At 71.0% G+C, this 17318-nt stretch carries 11 protein-coding genes; 5 read left to right on the top strand and 6 right to left on the bottom strand.

The window, feature by feature from the left end:
• The first annotated feature begins 29 nt into the window (after positions 1–29).
• Positions 30–6491 (top strand): SDR family NAD(P)-dependent oxidoreductase, encoded by a 6462-nt coding sequence (locus OG407_RS49600; RefSeq protein WP_405868073.1) that lies wholly within the window; start codon positions 30–32, stop codon positions 6489–6491.
• A 133-nt stretch (positions 6492–6624) separates the two neighbouring features.
• Complete coding sequence (locus tag OG407_RS49595; protein WP_405868071.1) at positions 6625–7962, top strand: cation:proton antiporter; 1338 nt, start codon at positions 6625–6627, stop codon at positions 7960–7962.
• An 820-nt stretch (positions 7963–8782) separates the two neighbouring features.
• Here the strand turns inward: OG407_RS49595 and OG407_RS49590 are convergent.
• Positions 8783–9109 carry a hypothetical protein gene (locus OG407_RS49590; RefSeq protein ID WP_405868069.1) on the bottom strand — a complete coding sequence of 109 codons (327 nt, stop codon included), beginning with the start codon at positions 9107–9109 and terminating at the stop codon, positions 8783–8785.
• Positions 9106–9924 (bottom strand): phytanoyl-CoA dioxygenase family protein, encoded by an 819-nt coding sequence (locus OG407_RS49585; RefSeq protein WP_405868980.1) that lies wholly within the window; start codon positions 9922–9924, stop codon positions 9106–9108. Before OG407_RS49585 ends, OG407_RS49590 begins: the two co-directional genes overlap by 4 nt.
• 70 nt (positions 9925–9994) lie before the next feature.
• On the opposite strand from OG407_RS49585, the gene OG407_RS49580 reads away from it, so the two are divergent.
• Entirely contained in the window at positions 9995–10738 is a 744-nt protein-coding gene (locus OG407_RS49580) for a helix-turn-helix domain-containing protein (RefSeq protein ID WP_405868067.1), read from the top strand.
• A 12-nt stretch (positions 10739–10750) separates the two neighbouring features.
• Here OG407_RS49580 and OG407_RS49575 read toward each other — a convergent pair whose 3' ends face one another.
• Positions 10751–11647 carry an IS982 family transposase gene (locus OG407_RS49575; RefSeq protein ID WP_405854185.1) on the bottom strand — a complete coding sequence of 299 codons (897 nt, stop codon included), beginning with the start codon at positions 11645–11647 and terminating at the stop codon, positions 10751–10753.
• Positions 11648–11742: 95 nt separating this feature from the next.
• Between OG407_RS49575 and OG407_RS49570 the strand changes: the two genes are divergently transcribed.
• On the top strand, positions 11743–11964 hold the full coding sequence (locus OG407_RS49570) for a hypothetical protein (RefSeq protein ID WP_405868065.1): 222 nt from the start codon (positions 11743–11745) through the stop codon (positions 11962–11964).
• Positions 11965–12012: 48 nt separating this feature from the next.
• Here the strand turns inward: OG407_RS49570 and OG407_RS49565 are convergent, their stop codons facing one another.
• The 3 genes from OG407_RS49565 to OG407_RS49555 all read right to left on the bottom strand — a co-directional run bounded on the left by OG407_RS49565 (position 12013) and on the right by OG407_RS49555 (position 16941).
• Complete coding sequence (locus tag OG407_RS49565; RefSeq protein ID WP_405868063.1) at positions 12013–12954, bottom strand: hypothetical protein; 942 nt, start codon at positions 12952–12954, stop codon at positions 12013–12015.
• A 27-nt stretch (positions 12955–12981) separates the two neighbouring features.
• A complete protein-coding gene (locus OG407_RS49560) occupies positions 12982–13185 on the bottom strand; it encodes a hypothetical protein (RefSeq protein ID WP_405868061.1) in 204 nt (67 codons plus the stop codon).
• 687 nt (positions 13186–13872) lie between these two features.
• The gene (locus tag OG407_RS49555) at positions 13873–16941 is read right to left on the bottom strand and encodes a lantibiotic dehydratase (protein WP_405868059.1); all 3069 of its coding nucleotides are present in this window, start codon (positions 16939–16941) and stop codon (positions 13873–13875) included.
• Positions 16942–17165: 224 nt separating this feature from the next.
• Here OG407_RS49555 and OG407_RS49550 point away from each other — a divergent pair, with 224 nt between their 5' ends.
• Positions 17166–17318 carry a hypothetical protein gene (locus tag OG407_RS49550; protein ID WP_328686170.1) on the top strand — a complete coding sequence of 51 codons (153 nt, stop codon included), beginning with the start codon at positions 17166–17168 and terminating at the stop codon, positions 17316–17318.

Genomic DNA, 17318 nt, shown 5'->3' with positions numbered 1-17318 from the left:
GAATTGACGACGCCGACAGGAGGTGCCGCGTGACCGCGCAGCAGCAGGACCCGGCCGCCCCGCAGCCGATCGCCATCGTAGGGATGGCATGCGAGTTCCCCGGCGCCGACGGCGTCCCCGCGTTCTGGCGGATGCAGCTCGACGGGGTCGACGCCACGTCGGACGTCCCGGCCGACCGCTTCCCCATCGACACGTTCCACGACCCGCGCCCTCGCACCCCGGGGCGGATCGTGAGCCGTCGCGGCGGTTTCCTGCCCGACATCCGGAGCTTCGACGCCTCCTACTTCGGCATCTCCGGGCGCGAGGCGAGCCACATGGACCCGCAACAGCGGCTGTTGCTCCAGACCGCCGCGGCCGCCGTGCGGGACGCCGGGCTGACGCTGGACGGGCTCGCGGGCAGCCCGACCGCGGTCGTCGTCGGACAGCGGACGGCCGAGTACTGGGATCTGCTGCGGGCCGCCGGAGCACTGGACATCTACGCCAACACCGGTACGTCGCGCAGCGTCCTGTCCGGCCGTCTGTCGTTCTTCTTCGATCTGCGCGGCCCGAGCACCTCCGTCGACACCGCCTGCTCGTCCTCGCTGGTGGCCGTGCACCAGGCATGCGCCGCGCTGCGCGGCGGGGAGGCGACCCTCGCCCTGGCCGCGGGCGTCAATCTGGTGCTCACACCGGAGGAGAGCATCACGTTCTCCCAGGCGGACATGTTGTCCCCGGACGGCCGGTGCAAGTTCGGCGCCGCCGACGCCGACGGCTTCGTGCGCAGCGACGGCGTCGGCGTCGTCGTCCTCAAGCCGCTGGCGGCGGCCGAGGCGGACGGCGACCGGATCCACGCGGTCATCCACGGTTCGGCGGTCGAGAACGAGGGCCGCAGCAGCGGGTATCTGATGACGCCCTCGCAGAGCGCCCAGATCGACACGATGCGGCACGCCTGCTCGCGCGGCGACGTGGACCCGCGCTCCGTCGGCTTCGTCGAGGCGCACGGCACCGGCACCCCTACCGGCGACCCGATCGAACTGCGCGCCCTGGACGCGGTCTACGGCACCGGCGCGGGCCGCACGGGCGCGGACCCCGTGCTGATCGGCTCCGTGAAGACGAACATCGGACACACCGAGGCGGCCGCCGGTATCGCCGCGCTCATCAGGGCGGCACTGTGCGTGGCGCACGGCGTGGTCCCGCCCAGTCTGCACAGCGGCAGACCGACCGACGCGGTGGACTGGGACCGCATGGCGCTGGAGATCCCGCAGGCCACCCGGGAGTGGGGCCGGGACGGTGCGCCGCGGTACGCGGCCGTCAGCTCGTTCGGCATCTCGGGCACCAACGCCCATGTCGTCCTCGGCGAGCACCGGCCCGCGCCCGTGACACCACAGAACGACGAATCCCGTGCGCACCTGATCGCCCTGTCCGCCCGGACGCCTACCGCGCTGCGTGAACTCGCCGCCGCCTGGGCGGACTTCCTCGGACCGCACGGAGAGGGCCGTCGGCATCCGTTGCGCGATGTCAGTTTCAGCAGCCTGGCCCGCAGTACGCACCACCGGCACCGCATGACCGTTCTGGCCGCCGAACACGACCACGCCGTCGAGCAGTTGCGCAACGGCCGGCCGATCGTGGCCGCCAGGACCGCGGCGCGCTGGAAGACCGTCTTCGTGTTCCCCGGCCAGGGCTCGCAGTGGTCCGGGATGGGACGGCGCCTGCTGCGCACCTCGCCGGTGTTCCGGGAGACCGTCGAGGAGTGCGACCGGCATGTGCGCGCCGAACGCGGCTGGTCGGTGATCGAGCAGCTGACGACCGGCGACGAGGCGGAGTGGACCATCGACGTCGTGCAACCGCTGCTGTGGGCGGTCGAGGTCGGTCTGGCGGCGCTGTGGCGGTCGTGGGGCGTCACGCCCGATGTCGTGATCGGTCACAGCCTGGGCGAGGTCGCCGCCGCCTGCACCGCGGGCGCGCTCTCGCTGGCCGACGGCGCGGCGGTGATCTGCCGCCGCAGCGCCCTGCTCAGGACCATCGCCGGCACGGGGACCATGGCCGCGGTGGACCTGCCCGCCGACGAACTGCGGCGGGAACTCGCCGACGTGCCGGACGTCGACGTCGCGGTGAGCAACGGCCCGCGGCGCACCATCGTCTCGGGCAGCACCCCGGCGGTGGAGAAGGTGCTGGACGCGCTCACCGAGCGGGACGTGTTCACCAAGATCGTCAAGGTGGACGTGGCCTCGCACAGCAGTCATGTCGACCCTCTGCTGGACACGCTGCGCACCGCCCTGGAGTCGATCCGGCCGCGCGCGGGCGAGACACCCCTGCGTTCGACGGTGACCGGAGACCTGCTGACCGGTGCGGAACTGGACGCCGCCTACTGGGTGCGCAACCTCCGCGACGAGGTTCGCTTCCACGCGGCCGTCGACATCGAGACCGCCGATTGCGAGGCGGCGGCCGTCGTCGAGATCAGCCCGCACCCGGTCCTCGCCGCGGCAGTGAAGGAGTGCCTGCCCGCCGCACGCGCCGACGACCAGGTGGTGCCGTCGCTGCTGCGCGGCAGCGACGAGCCGACCGCCCTGCTGACCTCGGTCGGCCAGCTCCACCAGGCCGGATACCCGATACGTCTCGACGCGCTGTTCGATGGCCCGGCCGCCTGCGTCCCGCTGCCCGCCTACCCCTGGCAACGCACCGAGTTCTGGTTCGGACCGGCCGCCGGGACGAGCAGGACGGACATCCCGGCCGGGCATCCCCTCCTGGGTGCGCACACGGTCCTCGACGACGGCACCCACCGCTGGGAGGGCCCCGTCGACCTGGACCGCAACGCCTATCTCCTGGACCACCGGGTACAGGGGCTGATCATCCTGCCCGGCACCGCCTACCTGGAGCTGGCGGTGGCCGCCGCCGCCCAGGCGATCGGCGACGAGGTCGTCGTCACGGACATCCGCTACGAGAAGGCGCTCTTCCTCGACCCCGAGAACCCGCCGGCACTGCGGGTGACGCTCCGGCCGGGCGGGCGGGCCTGGGCCTTCGACGTCACCACCCTCGACGGCACCGCGTGGACCCGGCACGCGCGTGCCCAGGTCGAGGAGACACCCGCCGGCACACGTGTGCTCGACGTCGCTCAGGAGACGTCCCGGCGGATCGCCGAACGGGTCCCCGACCACCTCACCGGCGCCGATTTCTACCGCCGGTTCGCGGCTCGCGGCAACGACTGGCACGGCGTGTTCCGGGGCATCGGCCAAGTGTGGCGCGGCGACGACGAGGCTCTCGCCGAGATCGTCCCGCCCGGTCTGTCCGGTGACGAGCGGCACCACGTCCATCCGGCGGTCCTCGACGCCTGCGGACAGGTGCTCGCGGCCACCCTGCCCGACACTGCCGTACCCGGCGACCAGCATGCCTTCGTGCTGGGCTCCATCGACGCCTTCCGCAGGCACGGGCCGCTGACCGGAACCCTGTACAGCCACGTGGTGCAACGTGACCTGACGGCCGAGTCGTTCAGCGGTGACGTCACTGTCCGGGACGAAAAGGGCACGCTGCTGGCCGAGTTCCGCGGCCTGCGCATCCGCTGGCTGGTGCGGCGGGAGGAACCCGGACCGCTGACCGACTGGCTCTACCGGCCCCGCTGGCTCCCGCACTCCACGCCTGCGGCCGCGCGGGAACCGGCCGTAGGCGCCTGGCTGGTCTTCGAGGACGAGGAGTTCGGGCCGCGGCTGACCCCGGCGCAGGGCGCGCGGATCGCCGTACGGCCCGGGGAGCGCTTCGCGCGCGGCGACGACGGGACGACGTATCGCATCGACCCGTCCCGTCTCGACGACTACGCCCGGTTGCTGCGCGAGGTCGCCCGTGACCACCCTGACGGGATCGCCGCCGTGGTGCACCTGTGGAGCCTGAAGGCGTCACGGCCGATGGGCGAGGTTCCGCTGGGCCTGGGGAGCGCGCTGCTGCTGGAACAGGCGCTGTCCACGGCGCGGTGGGAGGGCCCCCTCCCCCGGCTCGTCCTCGTGACCCGGGGCGCGGAGACCGTCGTGGAGGCGGACGGGGCCCCCGATCCGGAGCAGTACGCCGTGTGGGGCTTCGGCCGTACCGCGGCAGCTGAACTCTCCGCCGTACGGCACACGCTCGTCGATCTGGATCCGGCCCGGGGCGTGGAGCAGACCGAGGCCCTGGACCGGGAGATCGCGGCCGTCGACGCGAGCGAGGACCAGGTCGCGCTGCGCGCGGGCGAGCGCTTCGTCCTGCGGCTGCAGCGCCCCGCACCGGTGCCCGGCTCCGGCGACGTCACTGAGCTGGTGCCGGCCCCCGACCGTGGTCCGCACCCGGTGCGCACGGTGTCCACGGCGCGACCGCCGGCGGCCGACGAGGTGCAGATCGCCGCGGCCTACGGCGGGGTGGGCTTCCGTGACGTGCTCCGAGCGGCCGGGCCGCGCCAGGACCACGACGACGGCCGGCTGGGCCGGGAGACGTCCGGGACGGTGACGGCTGTCGGCGCGGCGGTACGGGGAGTGGCCGTGGGCGACCGTGTGGTCGCGGTCGCCCGGCCGGGGCTGGCCACGCGGGTCCTCGCCGATCGCCGGCTGACCCACCGTCTGCCCGACTCGGTCGGCCTCGCCGAGGCCGCCACCGTACCGATCCCCTATCTGACCGCCTGGTACGCCCTGGTGGAGCTGGCCGCACTGCGCGAGGGCGAGAAGATCCTCATCCACTCGGCCACGGGCGGCGTGGGCCTTGCCGCGCTCCAGGTGGCGCGGTGGCGGGGCGCCGAGATCTACGCGACCGCCGGCAGCGAGAAACGACGGGCCCTCCTGCGGACCATGGGCGTGGCCCATGTGGCCGACTCCCGGGGCGACTTCGCCGGTCCGCTGCTGGCCGGGACGCGGGGCACGGGCATGGACGTCATCCTCAACTCGCTGACCGGCACAGCCGCCGACCAGAGTCTGGGCATGCTCGCCCCGTACGGGCGCTATGTGGAACTGGCCGAGCGGAATCCGTCCGACGACCACCCGACAGGTCCGCTCGACCTGCCGCACGGCGGTTCCTTCCACGTTCTCGACATCGCCGCCCTGTGCCGCGAGCGTCCCGAGCGGGCCGGGGTGCTGCTCGATCGCGTGCTGCGCCTGATCGCGGCCGGTGAACTCGCCCCGCTGCCGGCCGAGGTGTATCCGCTGGACGCGGCCGGTCAGGCATTCGACGACATGCTCGCGGCCCGGCACACCGGCAGGGTGCTGGTGGATCTGCGCACACCTCCGGCCGATCCGCCCGTACCGACACGGATGCGGGCGGACGTCACCCATCTGGTGACCGGCGGCGCCGGCGGCATCGGATCCGAACTGTCCCGCTGGCTCGTCGCGCACGGCGCCCGGCACCTGTTGCTCACCGGCCGTTCCCTGCCGGGTGCGGTCGCGGCGGCCGGAGGCGATGTCGGCACCCTGGTGAAGGAGTTGCGCGCTCAGGGCGCCGAGGTGCAGTACGCCCCGGTGGACGCGGCGGACGAACGGTCGATGCGCCGACTGGTCGACCATCGCCGTGCCACCGGTCACCCGGAGGTCCGGGGCGTCTTCCACACCGCCGGCGTGTTCATGTACAAGCCGATCGGCGAGACCACACTGCGGGATCTGGAGGCCGTACTACGACCCAAGCTGGAAGGCGGCCGAGTCCTCGACCGGCTCTTCGGCGACGACCTCGATCACTTCGTGCTGTTCTCCTCCGGAAACGCCCTGCTGGCGTCGCCCCACGTCGCCGCGGCTGCCGCCGCCAACGCGGGCCTCGACGCCCTGGCCCGCGAGCGGCGCAGCCGGGGCCGCACCGCGTTGTCGGTGAACTGGGGATTCTGGACCGACCGGGGCATGGCCGCGCGAGCGGGCGCGCGACTGGGACGGAACCTGATCCCGCGGGGCATGAACGGGTTCACCTCCACGGCAGGGCTCGCGGTCCTGGACCACCTGCTGGCCACCGGTGCCGGGGACACACTGGTGATGCCGGTGGACTGGGCACAGTGGCGGGCAACCTACCCGGCGGCGGCCGCTTCCCCGTTCCTGCGGGACGTCCTGGACGGCGCACCGGGGAACCCTGTCGCCGCCGCGCCCGCCCCGCCGAGGACGACGCGGTCCCGGCCCGAGCCCACCGCCCGGCCGAATCCTCCAGTACCGGGCCCACGAGCACGGCCCGCTCCCGGGAACGCGCCGGGAACAGGGACCACTGCCGCGCCCCCCGCGACTCCGGCAGGGGCGGGCAGCGGCCGGGAAGCGAACACCACGGACCGGACGGCCGGTTCGGGGGCGCCGGCCCTCGACCGGGCGGGGCTGTTCCGGGACGGGATCGCCGCCATCCTGCGCGTCGACTCCGACCACCTCGACCCGGAGCTGGATCTGACCAGCCAGGGGCTCGACTCACTGATGGCGGCACAGCTACGACAGCAAGTGCAGCGCTCGCACGGAGTGTTGCTGCCGGTGGGCAAGATCCTCAGCCGGGCGACGCTGCGAGAGCTGACGGATCACCTGCTCGCCACCGCTCCGCCGGAGTGACGGCGGGTCAGGTCGGTGCCGCGCCAGGACTTGCCCGCGCGGCACCGACCGACCCTCCCGAGGCAGCCGGCCGTGCCTGTCGACACAACGTCCGCCCCCCACGAACACGGCACTTGCCGAAAAGGAGACACCGGTGGGCACCGACCCGCTCGTCACACACACCCTCGCGGCTCTCGCGCTGGTGATCACAGCCTCGTGGGCCCTGGGGGCAGCGGCACGCCGGCTCCGTCAGCCGCCTGTCATCGGGCAGTTGCTCGCCGGTGTCGCACTCGGCCCGAGCCTGCTGGGACTGGCACCTCACGACGTGTACGCGACCCTGTTCCCGGAGCAGATCAAACCGGTCCTGACGGCACTGGCCCAAGTCGCCCTGGCACTCTTCCTGTTCGCCGTCGGCTACGAACTCGACCTCGGCCAGCTCCGCCACCGCCGCGCGGTGACCACCGTCTCGCTCAGCGGGTTCGCGCTGCCGATGCTGGTGGGGGCCGGCCTCGTCGTACTGCTTCCCGGAGCCTTCCGTTCCGTCAACGGCGGTCATCCGGTCGACGCGACCTTCACCCTCTACATGGCGATCGCCCTCTCCATCACGGCGGTGCCCGTGCTGGCCAGCATCATCAGGGACCAGGGGCTCGCCGGCAGCCGGCCCGCCACCATCGCGATGGCTGCCGCCGGCGTCATCGACGCGCTCAGCTGGCCCGTACTCGCCATCTGTCTGATCGGCGGCGAGCAGGGCTCCCTGAGGGCCTGGTTCACCAGGATCGGCCTGCTGGTGGCCTACGTTCTCGTGATGCTGTTCGTCGTACGACGTCTGCTGGTGTGGTGGATGGAACGGCCCGGCTCCCTGCTGACCGATCCCGTCCCCGTCGCCACCGCTTTGACGCTGGCCTCGGCCTGGGCCACCAACGCGCTCGGGCTGCATGTGATCTTCGGTGCGCTCCTGGCCGGCGCCATCATGCCCCGCCAGCGCGACGGAGTTCCCGACAGCCAGGTGCTACGCCCTCTCCAGGGCACCGGGAGCCTGCTGCTGCCGGTGTTCTTCACGGTCTCCGGAATGTCGGTGCGGCTCAGCGAACTGCACGCCTCAGACCTGCTGTTGCTCCTCGCGCTATGCGTCGCCGCGGTGGTCGGCAAGGTGGCCGCCGGCTCGCTGTCGGCCCGGGGCGGCGCCCAACTGCCCTGGCGCGACTCCCTGCTGATCGGTGTGCTGCTCAACACGCGCGGTCTCACGGAGCTCATCGTGCTGAACGTGGGGTTGCAGGCCGGGCTGATCGGGCTGCGGCTGTACACGCTGCTCGTCATCATGGCGCTCTTCACCACGGCGGCCACCGGACCTCTGATCCGCCCACTGCACCGCCCGGCCGCCACCCCGGGGAAGACGATCGCCGTACCCCGCGACAAGGAGACAGCGGATGCCCGGCCAGACTCCGCGCAGTCCCCCGCGTCGGACACCGAGCCGACACCGCGGCCCCAGTGACCTGAGCCGGAGACGCGGCGTCGGCCGGGTGCGGCTCGTCCCAGGCGGAAGCTCCCTCCGCTATCGGTCACATGGCCCCAGCGGGAGGCCCGGAAGGGGACTGCGCACGGGCGCGGAAGCGTGCGAATGGCCACGCCGCCGAGCCCGTCAGCCTGTACGATCCGAAACGGAGGGGGAGGGACGTGCTCCGCGAGGCCGTGGCCGCCCAGCACCCGCCCTCCCGGACTGTTCATGGACGGCCCCTTCCTCAAACCGGCTCTGTGCACAGCCCAGTTCGACATGTCGGTGCACTGCACCCCACACCCAGGCCGGGCCGCCGTGCTCCAACCCACTGGCTGCGGGTGATGCCTGACCTTGCGATGCAGCAGCGAACGTGGAGACGCCGCAGCCTGCGCTCCCCATGCAGCATCCGCCGAGCACACGCACCTGATAATGCGTCAGGCAGCGACACCGTCGACTCCGCGCGACCGATGCCGCCGAGGCCGGTCCACGAGCCAACAGGCGATTACCGTTCGGACTTTCACGTGCGTCAGGCAGTCCTTGCCACCGGGCAGAAGCCTGCGCGCGTGACCTGAGTCTTCGCCGTGATCGCGGCCACACCCCTTGCGAGGACGCCACAAGGCTGCGCCTGCACGCACCCTCAAATGCTGCTCGTGTACACACCGACCACCTGTGGACCCCGGCATCCCGCCCAGAGCGGGCCGATCCCCTCTCGGCGGTGGTGCCACCGGCGCGGACTTCCTGCCCGTGTCTGGACGCCGCGGCCACTGCTCCCACCACGGTCGGCTCCCGCCCCCGCGCCGCGGGCGGCGTTCGCTGGCTACACCGAGGACCGCTCACTCTGGATCCGGGCGTCTGAGGGTGCCGTGTCCGCGGGCACGGTGCACAGCTTCTCGAAGAGGAACTCGTGCTTGAGGAACGACGTACCGTACTCATGCCCGGGAACGGGAGGCAGCAGCTGAGACGCCTGGATCAGCCGCCAGCCGTCCAGCAGGGCGGCCAGACCTGTGTCGTACGGGGGTTCGTCACCGTCTCCGGTCGTCGGGCGGGAGGAGCCCGTTCCGTCGTAGCGGGACCAGCCGACGACCGGCGAGTCGAGTGCGGAGTTCGCGAGGTACAGGACGAGGACATGCTGGCGGAGGGTCATACGAGGCTCCTGAGCGGGGGGCGGTTGGTCACGCGGGTGACCCAGTAGTCGATGTCGAACGAAGGGTCGTCGGTCAGCGCCCGCCACAGCAGGACCCGGTTGTGGATCTCCAGCCGGGCGGTGGCGTGCTCGTACCAGGGGAACGTCGTGCTCAACTCTGCCACCACTGAAGGGTCTTGGACGTCAGCGGTGTCCCAGAGCCGTACCTGTGGCGCGGTCGGATTGAAGCGGATCTTGAACATGTACCGGGGAACGCCGCTGTCGTTGCGCCGCCCGCCGTGCCAGATGCCGTGGTGAAGCAGTACCACCGTCCCGGCCGGACAGGTCAGCCGGACCTGTCCGCGCAGATTCTGGTAGCGCCCGGTGTCTGTCTCGTTCGTGCGCCGCAGATGACTGCCGGGCACGCACAGGGTTCCCCCCATGGTCTCGGTCACCGCCTGCGGGTAGTACATCAGCTGTACGTCGAACGCATCGGGCCGTATGTCGATGATGGCGTCGGCGTGCAGCGGCTGGGCTTCGCCGCCATGCGGTTCACGGATGTGGACCGCATGGTGGTCAACGGTCGGCGACGTTCCGACGAGACTGCGCAACGCTCCCGCGATCTGCGGCAGTTCGATCAGGCGGCGGGCGAAGGACCCCTCGGCGAAGGCATGGTCGACCGGCGTCCCGTAGGGCACCGGTGGCACCCCCCTGTCGAGGACCCCGATCGCCTCGTCATTCATGTCGGGTGGCACGAGCGCGTCCATGCGCAGGAATCCATGCGCTACGAAGCGGGCCATCTGCACCGATGTCAGTAGCTCTTTACTGGTGTTCATGCGATGAAGATATGAGGCAGAAGACTCCCTGTCGTGGGCTGCAATCAGCATCCACTGGTAAATTTTCACTATGCGCGATGTGATGATCCATCTCTCCGAACCGCCGGCCGTCCCGGGCCTCGGCGTCGGCGTGCACGGGCTCACGAGTTCACACGACGTGTACTGCCTGCCCGAGCTTTGGCAGCTCCATCTCTACGGCTACACGGGCGAGTTCACCGTCGGGGGCACGACTCACGCCATCCGGCCAGGCCTGGTCAGTCTGATCCCGCCGGGCACGGAGGTGCGCTACGCGTACCGCGGGCGCTCCGAGCACCTGTACGCGCATCTGCGCATACAGCAGACGGGCCAGCCCCACGCGGTACCGGTCGCACAGGACACAGGCGACGACGCCGCGCTGCTGTCCTCACTGCTGCGGGCGGCCATCACGGCCCACCCGTCCACCCCGGCCCGGGCGGTCGCCGCCGTATGGACCGCGCTGTGGCACATTGCCGAGCGTCCCTCGCCGCATCCCTTCCCCGGGCATCCTCATCCCGCCGTCTCGGCCGCCGCCGCCCACATCGAGGAGCATCTGGCAGTGCCCCTCACCGTTCCGGCCATCGCACGCGTGGCCGGTATTTCCCCCAACCACCTGACCCGGCTCTTCCGCGCAGGGACCGGCGACACGGTTGTCGCCTACATTCGCCGCCGCCGCATGGACCGGGCACGCCACCTGCTGCGCGCCACCACCCTCTCCATTCCCGCAGTAGCCGCTGCCGTAGGCATTCCAGACCTCCAGGCATTCAACAAAACCTGCCGTCGGGAACTAGATGAGTAGTTCCGATGTGTCTCAGTGGTCGTAGGCGATCAGTGACCTGGTGATGGGTGCGCCGATGGCGCGGTTGTGCCAGATCGCGCAGGTCATCGCCAGGATCCGCTGGGCCACGCGGACGCCGACGCCTTCGATGGTCCGGCCGCCGTGGTGTTCGAGGTCGAGCTGGCCCTTGAGGGTGTCGTTGACCGACTCGATCAGCTGCCGCACGGTCTTGAGCAGGGCTTCTGCGGGGTGTGGGGTGCCGCGGTTGCGGTAGGAGGGCCGCAGCAGCTGGATGCCGCGGGCGGCGAGGAAGCGGTCGAGTTCGGCGGCGGTGTAGCCCTTGTCCGCCAGGATCAGCAGGCCCGGCCGGGCGGCTGCCAGGTGCGGCTCCTCGTCGATCAGGGCGGCCAGCACCTGCCGTTCGTCGATCTTCGGGTCGGCGAGGGCCCAGGTGACGGGCAGTCCGGCCGGGGTGCACACCAGGTGCAGTTTCAGGCCCCAGTAGAAACGGGAGTGGGAGCGGCAGTAGCCGTAGTTGGCCCAGCCGGCCAGGTCCGAGCGGCGCACGGTTTCCCGGGAGCGGGCGCACTCGACGGGCGTGGAGTCCACGACCCACAGCGGGTCCAGCCACAGGTCGGTGTCGGCTGCCAGTGACCGGATGACCCGCTTGACCAGGGGCAGAGCCGCTCGCAGGCGCTTGTTGTACGCGGGCCGCTGCGGCAGGTACGGGAACATTCTGTGCAGGTGAGCGTGCGCGAAGCGCAGCCATCGGGCCTCGCAGTGGAAGCCCAGGACGGCCTGGGCCACCGCCAGGGTCACCAGCTCGGCATCGGTCAGCAGCGGCGGACGCCCACGCCACCGCGGTGTCTTCAAATGGTCATCGACATGCACGTACAGTGCCGTCAAGAGGGTGTCTAAATCGGTCGTCACAACCCGATGTTGGACACCCTCCCTGCGTCCGTGAACCCCACAATCGGAACTACTCGTCTAGGTGCGCCGCCCCGCACGATCCGGAGATCACCCCTGTGATCGTCGAGGCGTTCGGCCTGAACACCATGAATCAGCTCAACGGCAGAGGTGACATCGAGCCTGACCTGCCGAATCGTCTGGCTGAATGGCCGCCGGTGACCCAGCAGCAGTTCGGCACCCGCGATGACCACGAACAGTGTCAGTCCGTGCGAGAGATGCGCGGTGAGGCCAAACGGGAGCTCGCGCCGATGTCCGCCAATTCCTCGCCGACGCCCTGACCTGCACGCCTGAGGGAGCGGAGTCGATGGCCTGTGTCGTCGCCGTTCTCAGTTCTCGGGCATGGAGCCCTTGACTCGTTCCAGTTGCTGTGGGGACAGCGGTTGTCCCCACAGGGCCAACGTCCACTGCCAGTTGCCGTCCTGCCAGCGGTGGACGAAGGCTTGCGGGTCCGCGACCCAGCCGGGCTCGAAGTGCGCGGTGTCCAGCTGTTGCCTGACGAGTACCGCCATGGCAGGCGTCTCTTGCGGTGCCCCGTCGTTGTACAGGTCGATCGCGAGCACGCCGGTGGCAAGGTCGCCGTCGAACACGTGCGGTTCGAAGTGGCCGCGGCCGCCGGGCCAGAAGGCCGGGACGGGCAGGGCCTCCTCGCCGTGGTGCGCGGCGACTTCGTCGCGTCGACGCTGGTGGGCTTCTTCCGCCTCTGCCATGGCATCGCTCCACTGGAGGCGACTGTCCGGCAGCTCTCCGGGAAACTCCAGCTCCGACATCTCTTCCCGGTACCCGGCCTCTTCGATCTCGGCCGCCAGAAGGATGCCGGTCCGGGCATCGACGACTACGCGCAAGGGGTAAGGGACGAAAGGCGTTGTCAGAGTGACCGCCCAGGCATCCCGTCCGTCGTGGCGTACCGCCGTCGGCTCGCCCTGGCTCGTCGCCTCCGTCACCGCCGGACTAGGCACAGAGGAGATCAGGCGGGCCGGCTCGGGGGCAAGATCCCACGGGAACTGTGCACCGAATTCCAGCCCACGCGTCGCATCCTCCGCCCGGGGACCCGCATCCGGTTCACGCACGTCGAGGGAGATGTCTCCGTTGCCGTGGTCGAGAAACCAGTCGTGGGGAGGACGGTAGGCGAAGCGTGTGGAGGTACGAACCACGCTGGCGGAAGGCCAGCCGTCTCCGTTGTCACGCCGGGGCTGGATCGAGGTGTGAAGGCCCACTACGGCTGGCTTGGGCGAGCGGGTCAGCAGGTCCCGCAGTTCGGTCCAGTCCACTGTCTCTGTCCTCCGCCGTACACCGGCTCAACTGCCGTCGCCGGTACTGTGGCACAGCTTCGTGGTCGTGTTGGTCACGCACACATCCCAGCCGCGGAACTTCTCCCCGGCCCTCCCGTCATCGCCGACCGCGTGCGAACCGTCGGTGAAGGTCACGAACATTTTGATCATAGGAAACTTGGTCACCACAGCCGTACGGCCGAAGTTCTTCACGATCTGCTGCTTGTTCACGGCGACACCGGAACCATGGCCCTGCGCTCCGTCGCTCCGCCACGTCGAACAGGTCTCGTCCGAGGCGTTGGCGGCACCACGCTCAGGTCGAGTGTGAAGACGACTCGCGGCGCTCCCGCCAGGTCTGGCGCCTTCGCGGTTGCCGTGATCCTGGCGGTACCGCCCCGGGTGCCCGCGCAGCGAAGCCCGGGCCGTGCCCTCGGCGCTCGCTCTCCATCCGGACACCACGGCGAAGGCGGGTGCGGAACTCCGAACCCCCCGCCACCTCTTGTCGTCGACACGGGGTTCAAGGACGAGGGACACCACGGCCCCCGCCCGCACACAACCGCCGAACGACCGCGTGACCAGGGCTCACCGTGACCTCGACCCGTCCGGACGCACAGTTCGCCGCGGAGGCGGAGGGCGTCGCGGAAGGCTCCGCGGACGGGCTTCGTCCGGTCGGATTCACGGACGAGGAGGGCGACGGCGCCCGTCCCGCCGACGTGCCGCACGCCACCAGGACACCGGCTCCTACGGCCATCCGCACCCCGGCACACCACCGCATCCCAGCACCTCCCGGCCGCTGCGCCCGCGCACCCGCATGCCCCTTCGACGCGGACCGGGACGTCCCGGTTCACCTCCGGTTCCGGCTTCACCGCCGCGCACCGCGACGACTGTGCAAGTCGCTGCCCGGCCGCGCGGGGTACGTCAGTTCGTCCGTGCCGTCCAGCTCAGCGCGGCGGCCCTGGCCAGGTGCAGGTGTACGCGCTCCTCAGGAAGCCCCGGCCCGCACATGCGGACGTGGTGGAGATGCAGCAGGTCCGACAACAGGTCCTGCGGGAGCGGCGTTTCCGCGCCGTCAAGCGCGGTGCGGTAGGCGGCCAGCGCGGCACGGCGGGCGGTCCAGCTCGCTGCGACGCGCGCATCCGGCGCAGGGGTACCGGGGGCCCGGGGCGTGAGGAGGGCTGTCGTCAGGGCGACGGTCTGGTCGTAGACCGTTCTGGGAGGAGCACTCCTGTCCGTCCGGGTGTGCCCGATCAGCCAGCGCATCGCCTTCTCATCGTCCCCCAGCAGACCGACGGCGATGTCCACCATGCTCGCGGCGGTCACCGCACGGGCGTCGGGAGCGCCTTGACCGGCCTGCGCGGTCAGCTGGGCGAGGACGGCGACCGAGTCGGCGGCGAAGTACTCCTCGGCCGCTTCCGTCGCCGCTGGGCCGCCGTGGCGCGCGGTCTGCGGATGGTAGGTCTCCAGGCTCGCGTGAGTGATCAGGCCCGCGTGCCGTAGTCGCCGGGTCCACTCGCCGACCTGCTCGACAGCGGTGCCGAGCGAACCGGGCGCGCAGGTCAGCCGCAGACGAAGGTGTTCCTCGGGGTCGCGGTGGCGGACGAACCACCAGGGAGGCTCGCCCAACTCCCCCAGGAAGGAGGGCAGATGACGGGTCAGGACCGCATCCTGCCGGTCGCGGTGTCCGTGCAACCGGACGGAGAGCAGGTTGCCGCAGCCGGGGAGACGGCCGTGCTCGCGGCCGACGACGTGGCCCGTGCCACGGACCGGCGGGCGGGTCCGGTCCACCGCGACCAGGGGTATGACGATCTCGTGGGCGCGGCCGCCGGTCCAGCCCAGATCCCCGGGCCTCGGCGCGGCACGGAGCAGCGCCTTGCCGTCGCGCTCCAGATGGGTACGGAGCAGGACACGGTGCGAGGGCTGTGCCAGGTCCAGGTTCATGCGCCGGTCTCCGTCGCCCAGGTACACGTGCTCGGGCAGGCGAACATCGCGTCTCCATGCGGCCAGGGCCTCGTCCCACTGCTGCCACGGCGTCCGCGCGCCGGGGAGGTCGTCGTGGCCGAGTGTCCAGCGGGCCGGGGACAGTACGGTGCGCCCGTAGCGGAGTGCGGGGAGGAACGGCAGGCCGGACACGGCCGCTCCCCACGAGAACCCGGTGCACGGGACGGTCAGTGCAACCGGTGCCTCGATCAGGAACCGCGCGAGCGGATGGGTGTGCCGGGTCAGATCCACCGCGTTCAGCAGCATCGTGTGCACCGGTCGGCGGTGGGAGAGCGAGACCAGGTGCAGTTGCTCGGCATCGGCGGTCACCGCCAGGTCCGTCACGGGCAACTGGCCCGCGCCCGGGCCGTGGTGGTCGCCCAGCGGGATCACCCACTCCGCGATCCGCGGGGTGTGCGCGACGTTCGCCGAGCGGACGTACAGCGGAGTGGTACCGATCTGCGCGATCAGCGCGTCCTGTTGTACGCCGGGCAGGCCGGCGTAGACGTCGGTCATCCGGCGGCGGTCGTCGGCGTCGAAGAGGTGGAGGAAGCGCCCGGTGGACGTTCCGGCGGCACGGGCCACCCCCACGACATGCAGCGTGAACTCCCCTTTCTCCAGGGCCGATTGACTCTCGGCGTGGATCCGCACGGTCACCTCGGTGCTGGGCTGCACGGGCCTGTCGGGATCCGCCACCTCCAGTTCGTCGATCGCGGCGTCGTCGAGTCGGACCTGGTGGCGGTGGCTCGTCGCGGCGGTGTAAGCGAGCTTCAGCAGCCGGCTGTCGCGGGTGGTCAGTATCGGGCCCGTCGGCTCGGCTGCGGATCCGAGGTAGCCGGAGGGGTAGCCGAGATGCTCGACGGCGTCCAGGACGGGTACCGCCGCTCCCGGGCCGTAGCGGTCGAGGAAGCGGCCGTGCCAGGCGACCCACCCGGGACTCAGCGCGGCCCGTGGCGCCAGACGCGTGAGCACCGCGGCGGCCGACGCCGCCTCCTCGGCCACCGCGTCCGGGATCACCAGGTCCCAGTCCAAGCGCAGGTCGAGGGCGAGCGCGGGTTTCGCAGCGGGACACAGTCGTGTCATCGCGGCCGTCACCTGTGCGCGTGCGGCGCGGGCGCCCTCAGGGGTGGCGGTCGCGTCGTCGTGCCGTGCCAGGGCCGCCGCGACCTCGCGCAGTCCGGTGACGTCGGCCGCGGGGAGGTGCTGTGCCTGTCCGAGCAGGGTGGCGATCGGGTCGGAGGCCATGACCGCGGGACGCAGACCGGTGATCAGGAATCGCTGGCGCAGGAGGTTGGCGAGCAGATTCTCGATTCCGGTGGGCGAGGCGTCCGGGAAGCCGGCGGAAAGCTTTTCGGCGAGAACCGCCCACAGAACCGGTGTCCGCGCGCCGTTCATGGCCAGGCGGACCGGCCCGGTCGCGCGTATCCCCACGTGCGCGGGGACACCGTCATCCGTGCCGCTGGAGCGGTACTCGATCATCAGGCGTCCGTCGCGCTCGAACGCGAGGCCGGAGGCGAGCAGCGTCACATGCGTCCGGAGCACGCGGTGTTCCTCCAGCCGGTCGACCAGAGCCGCGGTCCACACCGCGTCCGGTCGGGTGACCGTCCGGTGCCCGGTACCCGCTCGCAGCACGGGAGTTGCCCCTGTGCGGGCGGCCTGGACACCGGCGAACAGGCCGAACGGAGTGGCACGTGAGCGGGCACGCAGCAGATAGCGCGTCACCGAGAGCACCGCCCGCCGCACGGCTGGTTCCGGCACCGGCTCGCCGGCGCATATCTGCCGCACCCGTCTCGCCAGGTCCGGGCTGGAGAACTCGACCGCGGCGGCGAAGTCGGCCCGCTGCCACACCTGTTGAAGCCACGCCCGCCACGACTCCTGGTGCGCGGACGGGCCGGTCAGGTCCGGCCAGACCATCCGGTGGTCGGGACGCCGGACCGTCGCCCGGACCACGGCCGCGTCGACATGGCGGTACAAACGGCCCTCCAGCAGCACAGCGACGTTGTCCGCCATCCTTCCGAACCGCCCGGTGGCGACGGCGATTATGAGCCATGGTCATGTGGACGGCTGCTGCGCCACCCCGGTGTCGGAGCGCGTTCATGAGCCGCTGACCTGGCTGAATGTCGTCCCGCCCAAACGACGTCGTATGGGCTGTTGATGTGCGCGCGGTGTGGCTAGCGTGAGCGCCTACACAGCAAGCAGCACATTCCCATCACCTTCGCGAAGGGGAGAAAATCATGACTGCTGCATCTCCTGAGAAACTCGTCGATGAGGAATTCGGGGAGCTCGAAGAACTCCAGGTGATCGACTCCAGCGAGCTGAAGCTCGGCGCGGCGTACCACACGTACACCTACATCGCGGCGGAGAGCACCGAGGACATCCCCGGCTAG

The organism is Streptomyces sp. NBC_01515 (genome assembly GCF_045040345.1).
Classification (GTDB): domain Bacteria; phylum Actinomycetota; class Actinomycetes; order Streptomycetales; family Streptomycetaceae; genus Streptomyces.
Note: the sequence above shows the minus strand (reverse complement) of the source record. Positions and strands in the feature narration are given on the sequence as shown.